Origin of the sequence: Lutibacter sp. A80 (assembly GCF_022429645.1) — a bacterium.
GTDB lineage: Bacteria > Bacteroidota > Bacteroidia > Flavobacteriales > Flavobacteriaceae > Lutibacter.
Map to the genome: position 1 here is coordinate 489,540 of NZ_CP092480.1, position 16,636 is coordinate 506,175.

Annotated in this window: 14 protein-coding genes; 8 read left to right on the forward strand and 6 right to left on the reverse strand. The window is 27.4% G+C overall.

Features of this window, described 5'->3' with window-relative positions:
* Positions 1–61 precede the first annotated feature (61 nt).
* Both MHL31_RS02085 and MHL31_RS02090 read right to left on the reverse strand, forming a co-directional pair.
* The gene (locus MHL31_RS02085; protein ID WP_240227425.1) at positions 62–907 is read right to left on the reverse strand and encodes an ABC transporter permease; all 846 of its coding nucleotides are present in this window, start codon (positions 905–907) and stop codon (positions 62–64) included.
* A complete protein-coding gene (locus tag MHL31_RS02090) occupies positions 907–1,809 on the reverse strand; it encodes an ABC transporter ATP-binding protein (RefSeq protein WP_240227426.1) in 903 nt (300 codons plus the stop codon). The genes MHL31_RS02085 and MHL31_RS02090 overlap by 1 nt, the downstream gene beginning before the upstream one ends.
* Positions 1,810–1,896: 87 nt before the next feature.
* On the opposite strand from MHL31_RS02090, the gene MHL31_RS02095 reads away from it, so the two are divergent.
* Together MHL31_RS02095 and MHL31_RS02100 are read left to right on the forward strand one after the other, a co-directional pair.
* Positions 1,897–2,961 carry a hypothetical protein gene (locus tag MHL31_RS02095; RefSeq protein WP_240227427.1) on the forward strand — a complete coding sequence of 355 codons (1,065 nt, stop codon included), beginning with the start codon at positions 1,897–1,899 and terminating at the stop codon, positions 2,959–2,961.
* 122 nt (positions 2,962–3,083) lie between these two features.
* The gene (locus tag MHL31_RS02100) at positions 3,084–3,998 is read left to right on the forward strand and encodes a DMT family transporter (protein WP_240227428.1); all 915 of its coding nucleotides are present in this window, start codon (positions 3,084–3,086) and stop codon (positions 3,996–3,998) included.
* Here the strand turns inward: MHL31_RS02100 and MHL31_RS02105 are convergent.
* The gene (locus MHL31_RS02105) at positions 3,995–4,498 is read right to left on the reverse strand and encodes a plasmid pRiA4b ORF-3 family protein (RefSeq protein WP_240227429.1); all 504 of its coding nucleotides are present in this window, start codon (positions 4,496–4,498) and stop codon (positions 3,995–3,997) included. The two genes, MHL31_RS02100 and MHL31_RS02105, sit on opposite strands and share 4 nt — an antisense overlap.
* 75 nt (positions 4,499–4,573) lie before the next feature.
* Between MHL31_RS02105 and MHL31_RS02110 the strand changes: the two genes are divergently transcribed.
* From MHL31_RS02110 to MHL31_RS02130, 5 genes are all read left to right on the forward strand, one after another.
* Positions 4,574–4,993, forward strand: a complete 420-nt coding sequence (locus MHL31_RS02110) for a PaaI family thioesterase (RefSeq protein ID WP_240227430.1) — start codon at positions 4,574–4,576, stop codon at positions 4,991–4,993.
* Between the two features lie 3 nt (positions 4,994–4,996).
* Positions 4,997–5,857: a S9 family peptidase gene (locus MHL31_RS02115; protein ID WP_240227431.1), complete on the forward strand. Its 861-nt coding sequence runs from the start codon at positions 4,997–4,999 to the stop codon at positions 5,855–5,857.
* Positions 5,857–6,930 (forward strand): isochorismate synthase, encoded by a 1,074-nt coding sequence (locus MHL31_RS02120; RefSeq protein WP_240227432.1) that lies wholly within the window; start codon positions 5,857–5,859, stop codon positions 6,928–6,930. The genes MHL31_RS02115 and MHL31_RS02120 overlap by 1 nt, the downstream gene beginning before the upstream one ends.
* A gap of 131 nt (positions 6,931–7,061) precedes the next feature.
* Positions 7,062–8,726 carry a 2-succinyl-5-enolpyruvyl-6-hydroxy-3-cyclohexene-1-carboxylic-acid synthase gene (gene menD / locus MHL31_RS02125; RefSeq protein WP_240227433.1) on the forward strand — a complete coding sequence of 555 codons (1,665 nt, stop codon included), beginning with the start codon at positions 7,062–7,064 and terminating at the stop codon, positions 8,724–8,726.
* A gap of 7 nt (positions 8,727–8,733) precedes the next feature.
* Entirely contained in the window at positions 8,734–9,147 is a 414-nt protein-coding gene (locus MHL31_RS02130; RefSeq protein WP_240227434.1) for a DNA-binding protein, read from the forward strand.
* A gap of 118 nt (positions 9,148–9,265) precedes the next feature.
* Here the strand turns inward: MHL31_RS02130 and MHL31_RS02135 are convergent, their stop codons facing one another.
* From MHL31_RS02135 to MHL31_RS02145, 3 genes are read right to left on the reverse strand one after another with little or no spacing between them, the layout of a single operon-like run.
* Positions 9,266–10,423 carry a C1 family peptidase gene (locus MHL31_RS02135; RefSeq protein ID WP_240227435.1) on the reverse strand — a complete coding sequence of 386 codons (1,158 nt, stop codon included), beginning with the start codon at positions 10,421–10,423 and terminating at the stop codon, positions 9,266–9,268.
* 18 nt (positions 10,424–10,441) lie between these two features.
* Complete coding sequence (locus MHL31_RS02140) at positions 10,442–11,617, reverse strand: alpha/beta hydrolase (protein WP_240227436.1); 1,176 nt, start codon at positions 11,615–11,617, stop codon at positions 10,442–10,444.
* A gap of 13 nt (positions 11,618–11,630) precedes the next feature.
* A complete protein-coding gene (locus MHL31_RS02145; RefSeq protein WP_240227437.1) occupies positions 11,631–15,329 on the reverse strand; it encodes a metallophosphoesterase in 3,699 nt (1,232 codons plus the stop codon).
* 71 nt (positions 15,330–15,400) lie between these two features.
* On the opposite strand from MHL31_RS02145, the gene MHL31_RS02150 reads away from it, so the two are divergent.
* Entirely contained in the window at positions 15,401–16,624 is a 1,224-nt protein-coding gene (locus MHL31_RS02150) for a Pycsar system effector family protein (RefSeq protein ID WP_240227438.1), read from the forward strand.
* Positions 16,625–16,636 lie beyond the last annotated feature (12 nt).

The window sequence follows — 16,636 nt, forward strand, 5'->3', positions numbered from 1 at the left end:
CAAATATAATAAGTAAATAGTTATTTTATATATAAATTTTCTAAAATATATTTGTAAAAAATTATAAGTCTCTCTTTTTTAATAACGCATAAGAAAAGTAAATAAATAAAGCTGTCCAGGCAATTACAATTATTAAATCTAGGGGTTGAATAGAAAAATCTTTAGATAAATTTTCGCCCACCTGTTTAGCTACTGTTTTTACAGCACTTAAACGTGTAAAAGGTTCTTTTATTAAGTTAGAAATTGATTCTAAAGGTAAAAATTGCATAATGCTGTTTACACGTTCAGTTGTATTATCAATATCTTTAAATTGCCAAAATAAAAATCCTTTTATAATACTTTCTCCAAAAAACCAGACTAAGATTCCTCCAACAGCAAAAGCAGAACGTTTTACTAAAATTCCCATAAAAAGACCAAAAGAAAAGAAGGCGGTTAATTTTACAAAAAAGGCAACTAAATATTCTAAATCTGTTGTAACAATAGAGAATTCATTAAAATCAGAGTAACTATAACCTAAAATTAAAGAGGTAATAAAAACAAATAAGGTAGATGTTAAAGCAAGCGCAATAACAGTATAAAATTTTGAAAGTATAAATTCCTTTTTACTTAAACCATCTATTAAATTTTGCTTTAATGTTTTGTTACTGTATTCATTAGCCATCATAGAGACAATTACTAATAACAAAAAGAATTTAAAAATGGAAGCCATAAAAGTATTAAAATGCCAGATATATGGAAAATTAAAAATACCTTGTTCTGCAAGATGAAACTGTATTGGGCCTATATCAAATTTTATGGCAGCAATAAGTGCTATAGAGGTTAATAATATAAAGTAAATAAGTATTAAAATTCTACTCGCTCTATTATGCTTTAGTTTATGAAGTTCTATATTTAATAATCGTAACATTATGAATTTTTGTTGGTTAGTGATAAAAATTGTTGTTCTAAACTAGGTTTTCTTTTAACTAAATGCGATAAAACAACGCCGTTTTTAAATAAATAATTATTAATTTCTGTAGCAGAAACAGGTTTGCTTAATGTTGCAATTATGGTATCGTTTTCTATTTTTGAAGTTGAAATTCCATCAAATTTTGTTAAAAGGTCAAGCAGTTGATTGTTATTAGAATCAACTTTTAATTCAAACAATCCGTGTGAAGCGGTCATTTCATCTACGCTTCCTGCATATAATTTAACACCTTCTCTAATTACAACTACATGGGTGCATACTTTTTCAACTTCATCTAATAAGTGAGAAGCTAATAAAATAGTAGTTCCGTTACTGGCAATATCTTTAATAATCTGACGAATTTCGTGAATTCCTTGTGGATCTAATCCATTAGTTGGTTCATCTAAAATTAAAATTTCTGGATCGTTTAATAGGGCAGAAGCTATTGCTAAGCGCTGCTTCATACCTAAAGAATAGGTTTTAAACTTGCTATTTCTACGTTCAAATAAATTGACAGTTTTAAGTTTTTCTTCAATCTTAGCAAACGGAATTTCCTTTATTTTACAAACCAATTCCAAATTTTGAACAGCTGTCATATAAGGATAAAAGTTAGGGCGTTCTATAATTGCGCCTACTTTTTTTAAGGCTTTGTGTGTAGATAAATCGCCATTAAACCAGCTAAATTCACCTGAAGTTTTGTTTACAACATTTAAAATTATACCAAGTGTAGTTGATTTTCCACTTCCATTAGGTCCTAAAATTCCATAAATTGTACCTTTTTTTATGTCAAAAGATAAATTATTTACGGCATGTATATTTCCAAAATGTTTATTTAGATTTTTTAGAGAGAGAATAGTTTCCAATATATAATAGTTTTATATAAATTTAGACGACGATTATTAAAATTTGTTACGGCAATATACTAAATTTGAATTTTAGAAGCTATTAGAATGGAAGAACAGAAATTAATTTCACAGAAGAAACCGGCATACCCGATAAATGATAAATTATTCGCTTATTTAAGAGAATACGATAGAAGTATTAAAATACCTGTTTCGTATGATGATTTATTACGTTTTACTGGTGCAATTGTGGTTTACGATAAAAATGGAGAAGATAGTTTATGGGTGCGAGTTTATTATGCAGAATACGAACGCGATGAAATAGATTTAAGTTTAAAATTAATGTATTTAATTTTGCACGGAGATGGGAGTGAAGAATCCTTACCATTTTTAACTGTAGATGCTATAGATTACTGCACATTTGGAAATTCTAAACCGTTTAGAGTTAAGGTGAGAAATATTTTAAATGATAACCATACATATTTGTATATTAAAAAAGCAGATGCTTCTAGAATTTATGGTTTAGAGTTAGAGCATATATTATCTCCAAATAATATAAATTTCTTGGTTTATCAAGACACATTAATAGAAGAACATGTGTTAGGAATTCCTGGAGATCAATTTTTGGTAGAGAATTTTAAAACAATTTCTGAAGGTAGTAAAAAAAGAATATCAAAAGAATTTGTGAAATTTAATGAGCGTTGTATGATCCGTTTATTAGGCGATATGCGTTCTTATAATTATGTAATTGTAGCTTCTTACGATTTTGATCAAGTAGAGTACAGAATTAGAGCAATGGATTTTGATCAACAAAGTTTTGAAGGTAATTTAAAAGTTTATTTTCCACAATATTTTAAAGAAAACTATCCATTTGTTAAAATGGTTTCAGAAAATTTACAAAATGAATCTATAGAGCAGTACAAAAAAGAAGAACGTTCTGCAATAGCTCGTAGACTTAGAGGGTCTCAAGAAAGAGTGAATGATTTATTAGCTTGTATGAAAGAAGATCGAATTTCTACACCAGAAAAAGTGAAACAACTAAAAATGGATTTATATGATTACACGTTAGATAAGCATTTTAAAAAATGTAAAACTATGGGTGAAATTTTAAGAGTTGCTTTTAATTTTGTTACTAGAAATTATGAAAATGTGAATACTTATATTATTAGATAGCCTGCTTATTTAACTTATACAAATTAGTTTAATAAAACATGGTAATATTTAACAATTTTTAGCTTAAATAAGCTCATTTTAAAATGATTAACTAAGCTATTTTCGCCATCAAAATTTAACAAATGGCAAAGGCGCGAATAGCATTAGTAGTTGGGATATTGTGTATTTCAATTTTTCCAGTTTTAGTAAAATTAAATTTAACACCAGGCTTAATATCTGCCTTTTACAGAATGGCAATAGCATCTGTTGTTATTCTTCCGTATGTTTTAATTACTAATAAATTCCATTTACCCACAAGAAAAAACATATTACTTTCTATAATTTGTGGTACTTTATTTGGCGCAGATGTAGCTGTTTGGAATATTGCCATACAAGAATCTACAGCAACAGAAGCTACACTTTTAACAAATTTATCACCAGTGTGGGTTGGAATTGGTGCTTTCCTTTTTTTAAAAGACAAACCAACTAAAAATTTTTGGATTGGAACAGTAATAGCTATTTTTGGAATGGTGCTTTTAGTTGGTTTTACAACATTTTTAGATTTAAATTTTGACTTAGCGTTTTGTTTTGGAATTTTATCTGGTATGTTATATGCTGTTTATATGTTAACTAGCAAAAATATTTTGAATGAAGCCGATGTTATAAGTTTTATGACCATAAGTGTGGTATCTTCAGCCGTTTCTTTAGGTGTAATTAGTTATTTTATAGGAGCTTCATTTTATGGATTTAGCGATTTAGCTTGGGTTGTTTTGGTAATACAAGGATTGGTTTGCCAATTAACAGCTTGGTTACTTATAAGTTACGCTACAAAACATATGAGAGCAACAAGAGTATCTGTAAGTTTATTGGGACAAGCAGTGTTAGCTACATTTTTAGCTTGGTTATTTTTAGACGAACAAATATCATTACAGATGATAATTGGAGGTTTTTTCTTGCTTTTTGGAATACGTATTACATTTTATCAAAAGCAATTAAAGGTGTTTAAAATAGTTAAAAAAAGAAAAACAAAAACAATTGATTTAATAGCGAAATCTTAATAATTATCAAAATCAATATTATCTAAATCCTCAAAATTATTTTCGTCATCAAAGGCATCAAAATTATCGGTATCAGCATCTTCTCCAATAAATTCTTTTTCAGGAGCATTATCTGGAGTGTTTCCAAACGAAAGTGCAATTAGAGGTAATTCCTTATCAATATCATTAATAATTTCTGTTAATTCTATAAAGAAAGTCCACATAGAGAAGAAATCGTAAATATAAATAAGTTTATCTCCTTCTTTTTTTAGTACCATTGAAGTGATACAATTGGGCATAGAAAACGAGTTCTCATCTTCAGACATATCAAATAAAGGAATTTCTTCACCTTGCTCCCAAGTAGCCTCAGTTAAATAAAAAGAAGCCATTTCTTGACCTTTAAATCCGAATGATTTAGCTATTATAAAGTGTAATTCTTCTAAATTAATTGTCTCATTTACAATAATATCTCTAAAAACATCTTGCTCTACATCTAATATTACTCTAATTTTATATGCCATTTTATACTATATATTTAAAGTACAAAGGTACTATTAATAGTTTAAATTCTTATTTTTACAAATTAACTTTTAATTATGAATACTAAAAAAGAAGTGTTAGAAACATTAAATAAAATGTGTGAAAACACATTAAATGAAACTCTAAATATAAAATATACGGATGTTGGTGAAGATTATTTAGTGGCTACAATGCCTGTAGACTCTAGAGTACATCAACCAGATGGAATTTTAAATGGCGGTGCAACTATGGCTTTGGCAGAAAGTGTTGGCAGTCCAACGTCTATATTAGCTATAGATAGAGAAAAATATTCGGTACGTGGTATTGAGTTTTCTGCGAATCATTTAAGAAGTGTTAAAAGTGGATTTGTAACTGCTACAGCTAAAATTATTCATAAAGGAAAAACAATACATTTGGTTGAAATTAAAGTAGAAGATGATCGAGGACGTTTAATTTCTATTTGTAAAATAACCAATTATATTTTACCCAAAAGATAATGTATGCAAATAAGGTTTAAAAAAATTGCAAAAATATGTTGTATTGTTTTCTTTTTACTTTTTACAGTTTTAATTGTGGTTATACACTATTTTTCTACTCCTAAATCTGATAAAGAAATTAGAGAAGAATTCTCTAAAAATAATACACCTGTTTTTATAGAAAATGCATCTTTTAAAGACTTTAATTATCGGGTTTTAAGTACACAAAAAGAGATAGATACATCTAAAACAACAGTTGTTTATGTACATGGTTCCATCGGTTCGTGCTTAGATTTTAAAAATTATATGTTCGATATTGATATTAACTCAAATGCTAATTTAATTTCTTATGATAGAATTGGTTATGGAGAAAATTCATTAGGTAATGTTCAAGAATCTATTGCATTTGAATTGGATATGTTAGAAGATTTAACTAAAAATTTAAAGAGTTCAAAAACTATTTTAGTAGGTTATTCTTATGGCGGTCCAATTGTGTTGGCTTCAAAAAAAAAGTATAAAAAAATAATATTATTGGCTCCAGCAGTTTATGCTAAGCCCGAACCAATGCCTTGGGCTTTAAATTTTTATAAATGGAAATTAACAAATTGGTTATTGCCAGATATTTGGAAAGCTGCTTCTAAAGAGAAATTATCACATAGAATAGATTTACTTAATTTTGAAGCTAATTGGAAAGAAAACCCTTCAAAAGTTTTGAGTATTCATGGAAATAAAGATTGGATTGTTCCTTATGAGAATTCTTTAATGTTAAAAGAGAATTTAGTAGCAGCTCAATTTGAGTTGTTAACTTTAGATGGAGCTGGACATGGCTTAGTTTGGTCACATTTTAACGAAATTAAAAATAGTTTATTACAACAATTAAATTAATGGATTTAGTAACTAATATTAATGTGTTTTTTAAGGAATTTGAAGATATTTATACTTCAAATAAACCTTTTGTAGTTTATAGAAAACCAAATGCAACAAAAATTTCTGGTTTGTATCAAAACTCATCAGATCTTCACACTTTAAAATCTTTTGAAGCATCTGGTTTTATTTTTTCACCTTTTAATAAAACGGAGGCTAAAATTATATTTCCTTTAAATATCTGCAATCTAATTACTTCAACTATTGATAATGATTTTCAAGTCAATAAATCTGATTTAAAATTTAAAAATGTAACTGATGAAACGGTAAAAAATAATTATAAAACAATTGTACAAAACACAATTGATTTTATAAATAATGATAGCGCTAAAAAAATTGTTTTGTCTAGAAAAGAGACTATCTTAATTAATAAAGTAGTTGTGTTTGATGTGCTTAAAAGGATGTTAAATAATTATAAAAATGCTTTTGTTTATTTATGGTTTCATCCAAAAGTTGGTTTATGGATGGGAGCAACACCAGAACGTTTAATAAGTGTTGATAAACAGTTGAATTTAACAACCATGGCCTTGGCAGGAACTCAAAAGTTTAATGGCAGCTTACAAGTAACTTGGCAAGAGAAAGAGTTGCTAGAGCAACAATACGTAACAGATTATATTTTAGAAAATATTGGAGACAAAATTTCTGAAATTCAAAAAAAAGGACCGTATACAACAAAAGCAGGGAGTTTAGTGCATTTACAAACAGATATTATAGCAAAATTAAAATCATCAAATTTATTAGGTGATTTAATCCATTCTTTACATCCAACTCCTGCAATTTGTGGAATTCCAAAAAATGTAGCAACAGATTTTATTTTGAAAAATGAAAATTATAATAGATCCTTTTACTCAGGATATTTAGGAGAATTAAATATTAATAATGCTACTAATTTATATGTTAATTTAAGATGTATGCAAGTTGCTGCTAGTAAAGTTACACTGTTTATTGGGGGAGGAATAACAGATAAAAGTATAGCTAATAATGAATGGGAAGAAACTGTTGCAAAAGCAGAAATAATGAAACAAGTTTTATAAATTAGTTGCTGCTAAAGTTAATGTACTAATTAGTATAATTTTTAATACTAATTCTAGTATGTATCTTGTTTTATTTCATAAATATTCACAATTTCTTTATGTACCTTTGCATTTTAAAAATAGAAAAATAAATGCCACAATTTCCTAAAAACGAATTGGCTCAAATTGTAATAGCATCTTGTATTGCTAATGGAATTGAACACGTTGTAATATCTCCAGGATCTAGAAATGCTCCTTTAACAATAGGTTTTACAAATTCTTTAGAAATTAAAACGTATAGTGTTGTAGATGAGCGCTGTGCGGCATTTTTTGCATTAGGTAAAGCACAACAGTTGCAAAAACCGGTAGCTATTGTATGTACATCTGGTTCAGCTCTTTTAAATTATTATCCTGCAATTGCTGAAGCTTATTATAGCAATATACCATTGGTTGTAATTTCGGCAGATAGACCAGCGCATTTAATAGATATTGGTGATGGTCAAACAATTAGACAAGAATATGTGTTTGAAAATCATGTTTTAGAATCTTTAAGTTTAAATGAAACGTTAAATCATAATGGTTCTATTCAGGAAATGTTAAATGAAATTTTTAAAATTTCATACCTTCAAAAAGGTCCAGTTCATATTAATGTTCCTTTTGATGAGCCTTTGTATGAAACTACTGATACTTTAAAACATTTTGACCCAATAATTAATAATTTTGAAGAGATTCCGTTAAATGTAGATTTTTTAGAAGAATTTGCTACAATTTGGAACACTTCAAAACGAAAAATAGTACTGGTAGGTTCTAATTATCCGAGTGAATTATTACAAATTCAATTGGAACATTTAACCAAAGATCCATCGGTATTAGTATTGATTGAAAACACAGCAAATGTTTCAAATACTAAATTTATAAATAGTATTGATAAGCTAATTTTTCCTTTAGAAGATGATGAATTATCACATTTTCAACCAGATATTTTATTAAGTTTAGGAGGATTAATTGTTTCAAAAAAGATAAAACAACATCTTAGAAAATTTAAACCGAAATACCATTGGCACGTAGATAGTAAAAGAGCATTTGATACTTATTTTTCTTTAAATCACCATTTTAAAATTACACCAGAATTATTTTTTAGTCAATTTTTCTTTTTAACAAAACCAGTTGAAAGTGATTATCAAGAGTTTTGGTTGCATAAAAAAGCAAAACGTTTAAAAAAGCATCAAAAATTTACTGAAACTTGTCAGTATTCAGATTTTAAAGTTATCGATATCATTTTAAAATCTATACCAAACAATTCGCAATTACAAATTAGTAATAGCTCAATAATACGGTATACACAATTATTTGATATTGATAGTTCGCTTCAAGTTTTTTGTAATAGAGGAACCAGTGGTATAGATGGAAGCACAAGTACAGCTATTGGAGCAGCCACTGTTGTTGAACAAAATACTGTTTTTATTACGGGTGATATTAGTTTTTTTTATGATAGTAATGCGCTTTGGAATACGTATATTCCCAAAAATTTTAGAATTATTTTAGTTAATAATTCTGGTGGTGGAATTTTTAGGTTTATTCCAGGTCCAAAGCAATCAAATGCCTTGGATTATTTTGAAACACCACACAATTTAACAGCTAAACATTTATGTAAAATGTATAATTTTGAGTATGTTGTAGCTGAAAATGAAACTGAATTAAAAACTGGGCTTAAAGAATTTTATAATGATTCTGATACACCTAAGTTATTAGAAATTTTTACACCAAATGAACAAAACGATTTAATATTAAAAGCATATTTCAACAATTTAAAATAAAAAAATTATGGATTTAAAAGTAGGAGATAAAGTAGATTTAATTGTTGTTAGAAATATAGCAATAGGATTTACGGTTTTAGTAAATGAAGAATTTGAAGGAATGCTTTATAAAAATGAACTTTACCAAAAAATTGAAGAAGGAGAACGGTTAGTTGGTTATATAAAGAAAATTCGTGATGATGGAAAATTAGATGTTAGTTTACAAGCAGTCGGTTTTAAACATACTATTGTTAAAAATGAAATAACAATATTAAATGCATTAAGACAAAATGATGGTTTTTTACCATTGCATGATAAAAGCGATCCAAAAGAAATAAAGTATCAATTAGGTATGAGTAAAAAAGCGTTTAAAAGTGCTATTGGTGGTTTATTTCGTCAAAAATTAATTGTTCTTTCAGATGAAGGAATCAAGTTTGTATAAATAGGAACTAGAAAAGTTTTCTAAAAAGTATAATAAGGATTAACTTACTAAGTATGTAAGTAAAAAAAAACTCAGGATTGTATATAATCCTGAGTTTTTTTAGCTAATTATAAGAAAGTTATATTTTTAGATCATTTTTTAAATTATTACTCAGCGCACTTTTATTAACTAAAATAGAGATAGTTTTAAGTCTAAAAAAAGCTTTACTCATATAGATATATCCATTATTTCCTATTTTACCTACCTTAGCACCCCAAGAGTTTTTTACTTTGTAATACTCGTTTCCGTTTTGATCTTTAACCATTCCAACAATGTGCATTAAATGGTCGTCTGTAGTATTATAATTTTCAAATTCTTGTTGTCTCAATTCAGGTGAAACAGTATTTTCTTCAACAACATAAGTTAAACATTTTTCTTGATCTTCTATGTTTTTAGGAAGTATAGCTACTCCATATTTAGCAGAAAATGTTTTTTCTGAAACATCACAATCTAATGCAATTGTATAACCTTGTTTTAAAGCATTGTCAGTTTCATGTACCAATGCATCTAAAGTTATATTGTAAAAAAGTCCGTTTGAAAAATTATCAGGAATATTTAATACAAAGCTAGTATTGTATGGTTGATGTTTAAAAGATGTTAATGTAATATAGTCTGATGCTTGAATTTTTGTTTTTTTAAGAAAAGTAAGAGGGTCGTACATTATTCCATCATAAAAAAATGTAGTTGGTACTTTACCTAAATGAAGATCTAAAATAGAATCTACAGAGGTTGTCCAACTTGGATATTCAGATTTTTTATCATTTTTAATATAGGCATCTAAAACTACTTTTAATTCAGGAACAATTTTAGAATGGTCGTGTTTTGTTTTACCATTTTTCAATCCGGAATAGGCACTTTCAGGAACTAAACCATAGGTAGCAACAGAATTAAAAACATCATGAGCTAAACCACCTTCGCTAAATTGAATTTTACCTTGTCTCATTACATAATTCCAAGCTTTTTTAGGATACGTATGTCTAACATTGTACATTTCAGAAATATCGATCATTTCGCCAGTGTTTTTATAGATTTCAGATTCTAAAAAAGAAGAAGAGGCATAACTCCAGCAGGTACCTGTATTTCCTTGACTTTTTACAGCAGAGGCTTCAATATCAATAACAGGAGTAAATTCATATTTTTGTTCGGTAGGTAATTGTACATTTATTACGTTATCTTCTTGTGCGTAAAATAATGTAGTTGTAAATAATAAAAATAGGGTAAAAAATGTTTTTTTCATTGTTTAATTATTAAGGTTTTATTCGGTATAGGTACCATCTCTTTTTTGTAGTACACGTTCAATATTTTCATAATATCCATCAGAATTTGGGTCTCCTTCCGGCAGTTTCATATAGCCGCTTTTGTAATATCTTAAAGCGAGTCTATAATTTTTTCCTGTTTCGTAATAACGTCCAATATAATAATCTCCAATAGGAGATTCATTATATAATTTACTAATCATTTCTCCGAAATTTTTTAAATAATCACCATTTTCTTTATCTAAAATAATACTTTCTATTGCAAAAATATCTTTTTCTCTAATTTTAAGGTCGCTTCCAAATAAGTACTCAATTTCTACATATTTGTTTTCTAAGTATGCAATTGCATCGGGTGGCGACATATTTTTAATGTTATTTTCAAATTCTTCATCGGAGATAGTAGAATACATTTCAAAAATAAAAGCTAAAGCGCTTGGAACTGATTGTCCAATTGCAGAAGTTCTAGAACTATTTTTAAAAGCATCGTATTTATATTTAAATTTAGCATTATTTATATCTTTTAAAATAGTGTCTGTATCTTTAATTGTTTGTGCTCTTTCTATAGAATTATTTTTATTATTTGAAAGGTAATAATAGATGTTTTCTCCTTTTAAATTTGATGCTTTTTGATGAAGTAAAACAGGCATGTCTAAAGCATAATAAGGACTTATATTAATATAAGCATTAAAAGTAGGGTATTGTTCTATTAAAAAATAATTGATAAAATTAGCTGTTAATGTATTACCAACTACAGTTTTAAAAGGCGATATTCTATAATTTTCTTCTAAGTAATTCATCAATTCTATTTTAACAAACTGATAAAAAGTTTCTCCTTGTCTTGTCGGTAAGCTATTTTCTTTTTGATAGGCGCAATCTTCATAACGTTCTCCATTGTAATTTTGGTTAATACCTACAATAATTTGTTCTGGAGCTTTATCTTTAGTTGCAAATAATATGGAATTTCCAACATACATATCAAATAAATATTCCGCATCAAAAACTATAGTAAGTGGATAGTGTTTAGAAGTTTCTGAAGTATAACTAGGTGGAACATATATTTTTAAATACCGTTCGTTTTGAAGAATTTCTGAATTAAATTTTTTAGTTTGAATTGTTTGCGAAAACAAAAAAGTTGAAATACTTAATAATAGAATTGATAAAAGGAGTTTTTTCATAATTGTTTTTTTATTAGAATCCGAAACCGAGTCCAAAATTAAAATAAGCACCGTCTTTAGAATTAAAAACAGAAATATTTAAATTAATTAAATCTGCACCTACAAGCCAAAAACCACCTCCGTAAGATGTTTTCCAATTGTTTGAATTTTCATTATCTAGCCAAACACGGCCATAATCAAATCCAGTAAATAGGCCTAATTGTAAAGGTACAATTTCTGTTTTTACTTTTCGTAAATTAAAGCGAATATCATTATTTTGATAGAAAGATCTATTTCCTGTAAAACGTTGATTTCTATAACCACGTAATCCATCTAAACCACCAATACTTGCTGCATCATAAAACTCAAAATTGTCGCCAATTATTATATTTCCTTTAAGTTTTGTTGCAAAAACTATTTTTCCATTAGATGATAATTTGTAATTTATTCCAAATGCAGGTGAAATATATGTATGGTTTTCGTTTTTGTTATCTAAATTAGTTTTCCAACCGGCATTTAATGAAAAGTTCATTCCTAATGTTGGAAAAACTTTATGATCAAAATTTTCATAAACATAAGATGTTTTAAAGCCTGCATAGGTTTTTCTTTCTTCTAAAGTATAATTGAGTGTGCTAATAAATCTATTTGTTGAGGCTTCAACTTCTTTACTTTCTATGGTTGCTCCAATTTTAAAAATAGCACCTAAACGACTTTCCCATTTTAAAGACGGATTAATTGCATAAGTACTTAAGCGAACTCTATGGTAATTTTCTCCAAAATCATCTTCGTAATTTGTTGTTTCATTTCCAAACCCATAATGGTTAATACTGTAGTTTGGACTTGTAAATAATGATTCAACTAAAAAATTCCATTTGTTAAAAACATTGGCAAATTCTCCTTTATAAGAAATTTCAAATCCATTAGTAGCAAAGTAGTAATTTGCGTTTAAAGTATGTTGTTGTGTAAATGGATTTCTTTCAAATCCATATGTAGTAAATACATTGTTAATACCAATTTTTATACCGTCATCTGGATTGGAACCAATAGATGGAATTATTTGATTTTGGTTGTATTTTATTTTTTTATAATTGTAGGTATTTGTTTTGTAATTATCTAAAAATTTAAATGTACCATTGTTTTTTATGATTGTATTTTTTTTTGATTTAAAATCATAAATGGTGACTTTTTTACCGTTTTCAATTATATATTCATCATTATTTTGTCCACCAATTATTCTTAATGGTATTACATTCTTTTTTGTGCCAATAATATTAAATACATCTTTATCATCTAAACCATATACCCAAATTTCTGATGTTTCTTCTTTTAAATATATTTTATTAAAAAATTTACTTCCTTTTTTACCATTTTTAATATTGTAAGCTTTTACGGAAGTACTTCCATTTTCTAAACGCTCAATATCAAACCAATTATCTTTATCAGTTCCTTTTATAACAGCATATTTAGATGTATGCTTATAATATTGCTTTGCAATTTTGGGTAAGTTTTTTAAACGACCAATTAGCTTAGTTTTAATATCTTCAACAGTAACATCATGTACTTCTTTTGGAAAGTTTTTAAAAGCTTCATCTATAATTTCACTTGTTATATTTTTTTGAATAAAATTAACTTGTTCTTCCCAATTAGAATAATTAGACTGATTAATAAGTGCCATATCTAAAGGGTAGGGTGAAGAGTTAAACCATTTAACACTTCTTATATCTTCATCGTATACTTGCATTGCTTTTAATGCGGGTATAGCACGTGTAAGAAATCCTAAAATAAAACCATCATTTTTAGAAAATACTTGATCTCTGTCTCGAGGTACAGGTTTAAATACGGTTTTTTTACCATTTTTAAATTCTGTCCAACGCCATTGATCTTGGTGTCTATCCCAATCTCCAATTAGCATATCAAATAATCTAGCTCTAATATAAGTGTTTTCATCAACGCTATAATCATCAGATTTACGGAGTTTTTTTAACAAATCGCTTGTACTTATTAATTCATTAGAAAAACCAAAACTTTTTAAATTACCATGGTTGTCTCCAGCACGTTCTTCTATCATATATAATTCGTTTCCATAATCTTTATTAAAATGTTTTAACGCATTTTGTTTTGGAATATAGTACAAAGTTGGATTTGTATGATAGATGTCTATAGCATCAGCTAGTTTTCCAACAGTAAAAGGAGCGTACGGATGTGCAGTTGTGTAAATGTCTAATAATAAGCTTTCTGTGTAAGTATTGTTGTATTGTCCTTCAATATATTGATTTTTAAAAGCTACAGCTTGTATGTATTGTGTAGCACTTTTTTTTAATGCTCTCATAACAAACTCTCTACCTTTTTTATCTTCTAAACGCAAAGACTTAGACTGATGTCCTCCACCAGATCTAACAGGAGTTAAACCACCAAAAAGCGTATCTAATAAAACTGTTGGAGCTGCTACTTTTTCACCATAATATTTTCTATAATGATCTCCCCATAATCCTAAAAATAATTTTCCTTTAGTTACTTCATCTTTATTATAAATAGAACTAGTAACAGTTTTAGGAAAATCTTTTGAATAATTATAGGTAATTTTATCTGTATTTGGAGGATAAATTTCTGTTTGAAATAAAAGTTTTTTTGTATTGTTTTCTTCAGTATAGTATTTAACTGTAGAAGCACCATTTTTATACACACTTACTTTTGCATAACCTAATTTACCGTATGCAAATTTACTTCCATTTATGGCTCTAACAGCACTTGTTTTAGAACCTGCTCCACTAACAATTTGAGGAATATTATCTTTAAAAATGTATTGTAAATTATGTTCATGACCAGAAACAACAATAATTTTATCTGATTTTTGTGAAAGCGTAACAATACGATTTTTAAATTCTAAATATAACTTGTTATTCATGTCTTGAACAGAAATTCCACTGGTTTTTCTTAATAAGTTTGCTATTGTACCAAGAACGGGTAACGGAATTTTATTATTTACGGGGTATAATTGAGATTTTAAAGAAAACTGTCCGCCGTGAGAACCATTACTAAAAAGAGGATGATGTACTGCAACAACTGTAGTTTTGCCTTCATTTTTTTTAATTAAACTTTCAAATTCATCAAAAAATTGTTCTTTATTTTTAATATCACACTCATCATTCATCGTTGGGTTTTTATCCCAGTTTTCTAGGTGCCATTGCGAGTCAATAATTATAAGTACAATTTCATTTGACACATCAATTTTTTTGATAGGGCATCCATTTTTTGGAAAAAAAGAATTTTTATTTAAATGTTTAACTATGTAATCTTCTTCGCGTTTTAAACCTTTTATACCATCGCTATAATATTCATGATTTCCTGGAATAAATATTGTTTGACCCTTAAAGTTTTCAACTAATTCAATTTGAGCATCTAATCTATGTTCAGAAAGTTTTCTAGAGCTGTGCTCTTTTTTAGGCATACCTTTTTCATATAAGTTATCTCCTAAAAAAAGTGCAGTAGTATTTTTATCAGCTTGTGAAAGCTCTTGTTTTAATAATTTAAAATGATTTAAACTTTTACCTTCTTTTGCATTTCCAGCATCTCCAATTAAATAAAATGTATGATCGATTTCATAATTTTCATCAATAATATTTTCATTCCAATTTAACCCAGAGTCTTTATATTGAGCATTGTAAGTAGCACAACTTGTAAATAAAAAGATGTAAAATAAGAGGTGAAATTTAAAAACTGAAAATCTATTCATTTACAAAATGTTTTAAAAATTTAAATGTACATAAAATTATGTACTTTTGATATTCATTATATTTTTTTACAATGTTAGAAAATGATTTTTTTAAAGAAGTTTCGGTTTATATTTTCAATTTACTGAAAAACGAACTTTCTCCAGAAGTTATATATCATAATTATGAACATTCTTTAGAAGTTGCAAAGCACGCTTACGAAATTGGTGTTGCTGAAAATTTAACTGAAGCAGATTTAGAAATTTTGTTGCTTGCTGCTTGGTTTCATGACACTGGTTTTATTTATGGAGTTGAAAATCATGAAGAGAGGAGTAAAGAAATTACAAAAAAATATTTACTTGAAAAAGGGTTTTCTGAAGTAAAAATTGCTAAAGTTAATGCTTTAATTGAGGTAACTAAAATTAATGAAAAGCCTAAAAACCTAATTGAAGAAATTATTTGTGATGCAGATTTATACCATTTAGGAGCTGATTATTTTAATGAAAAATCTAATTTATTACGTTCCGAATGGGAACAATTATGCAATAAATATTTAACAGATATTGAATTTTTAACTAAAAATGAAAAATTTTTAAAATCACATCGATTTTATACCAATTACGCATTTGCAACTTTAAACGATCAAAAAACTAAAAACTGGTTAAAAGTTCAGAAAGATTTACGAAAAACCATTATTAAAGAAGAGGAGTTTAAAGCAAAACATAAAGTAAAAAAAGCTGAATTAAAGCGTAAAAAAGAAAAAGCAGAAAGACCTGAGCGTGGTATAGAAACTATGTATCGTGTTACACTTAAAAATCATATAAAATTAAGTGATATTGCAGATACAAAAGCAAACATATTATTATCTGTAAGTGCTATTATTTTATCTATTGCCTTGTCAAATTTATTTCCAAAGTTAGATAAGGCTAGTAATTATTATTTAATTTATCCAACAATATTTTTCTTGTTTATTACGGTAGTTACAATGATTTATTCAGTTTTATCTACCAGACCTAAAATTACGTCAGGGACATTTACTAAAGAAGATGTTAAGAATAAAAAAGTAAACTTGTTATTTTTTGGAAATTTTCACAAAATGGAATTAGAAGATTTTCAAGAGGGTATGACTGAAATGATGAATGATAGGGATTATTTGTATAAATCTTTGATGAAAGATTTGTATTTTTTAGGTAAAGTTTTAGATAAAAAATATAGGCTATTACGCATAGCCTATACTATATTTATGATTGGAGTAGTTATTTCTGTAATTGCGTTTGTAATTGCTTTTGAAATGATGAAATTACAAGGGATTGATTAATGTATTTCACCT

Coding starts and splice junctions, on each gene's coding strand:
- MHL31_RS02145 (WP_240227437.1), bottom strand. CDS start 15,329: ATGAATAGATTTTCAGTTTTTAAATTTCACCTCTTATTTTACATCTTT.
- MHL31_RS02095 (WP_240227427.1), top strand. CDS start 1,897: ATGGAAGAACAGAAATTAATTTCACAGAAGAAACCGGCATACCCGATA.
- MHL31_RS02105 (WP_240227429.1), bottom strand. CDS start 4,498: ATGGCATATAAAATTAGAGTAATATTAGATGTAGAGCAAGATGTTTTT.
- MHL31_RS02130 (WP_240227434.1), top strand. CDS start 8,734: ATGGATTTAAAAGTAGGAGATAAAGTAGATTTAATTGTTGTTAGAAAT.
- MHL31_RS02100 (WP_240227428.1), top strand. CDS start 3,084: ATGGCAAAGGCGCGAATAGCATTAGTAGTTGGGATATTGTGTATTTCA.
- MHL31_RS02135 (WP_240227435.1), bottom strand. CDS start 10,423: ATGAAAAAAACATTTTTTACCCTATTTTTATTATTTACAACTACATTA.
- MHL31_RS02150 (WP_240227438.1), top strand. CDS start 15,401: ATGTTAGAAAATGATTTTTTTAAAGAAGTTTCGGTTTATATTTTCAAT.
- MHL31_RS02120 (WP_240227432.1), top strand. CDS start 5,857: ATGGATTTAGTAACTAATATTAATGTGTTTTTTAAGGAATTTGAAGAT.
- menD (WP_240227433.1), top strand. CDS start 7,062: ATGCCACAATTTCCTAAAAACGAATTGGCTCAAATTGTAATAGCATCT.
- MHL31_RS02115 (WP_240227431.1), top strand. CDS start 4,997: ATGCAAATAAGGTTTAAAAAAATTGCAAAAATATGTTGTATTGTTTTC.
- MHL31_RS02140 (WP_240227436.1), bottom strand. CDS start 11,617: ATGAAAAAACTCCTTTTATCAATTCTATTATTAAGTATTTCAACTTTT.
- MHL31_RS02085 (WP_240227425.1), bottom strand. CDS start 907: ATGTTACGATTATTAAATATAGAACTTCATAAACTAAAGCATAATAGA.
- MHL31_RS02110 (WP_240227430.1), top strand. CDS start 4,574: ATGAATACTAAAAAAGAAGTGTTAGAAACATTAAATAAAATGTGTGAA.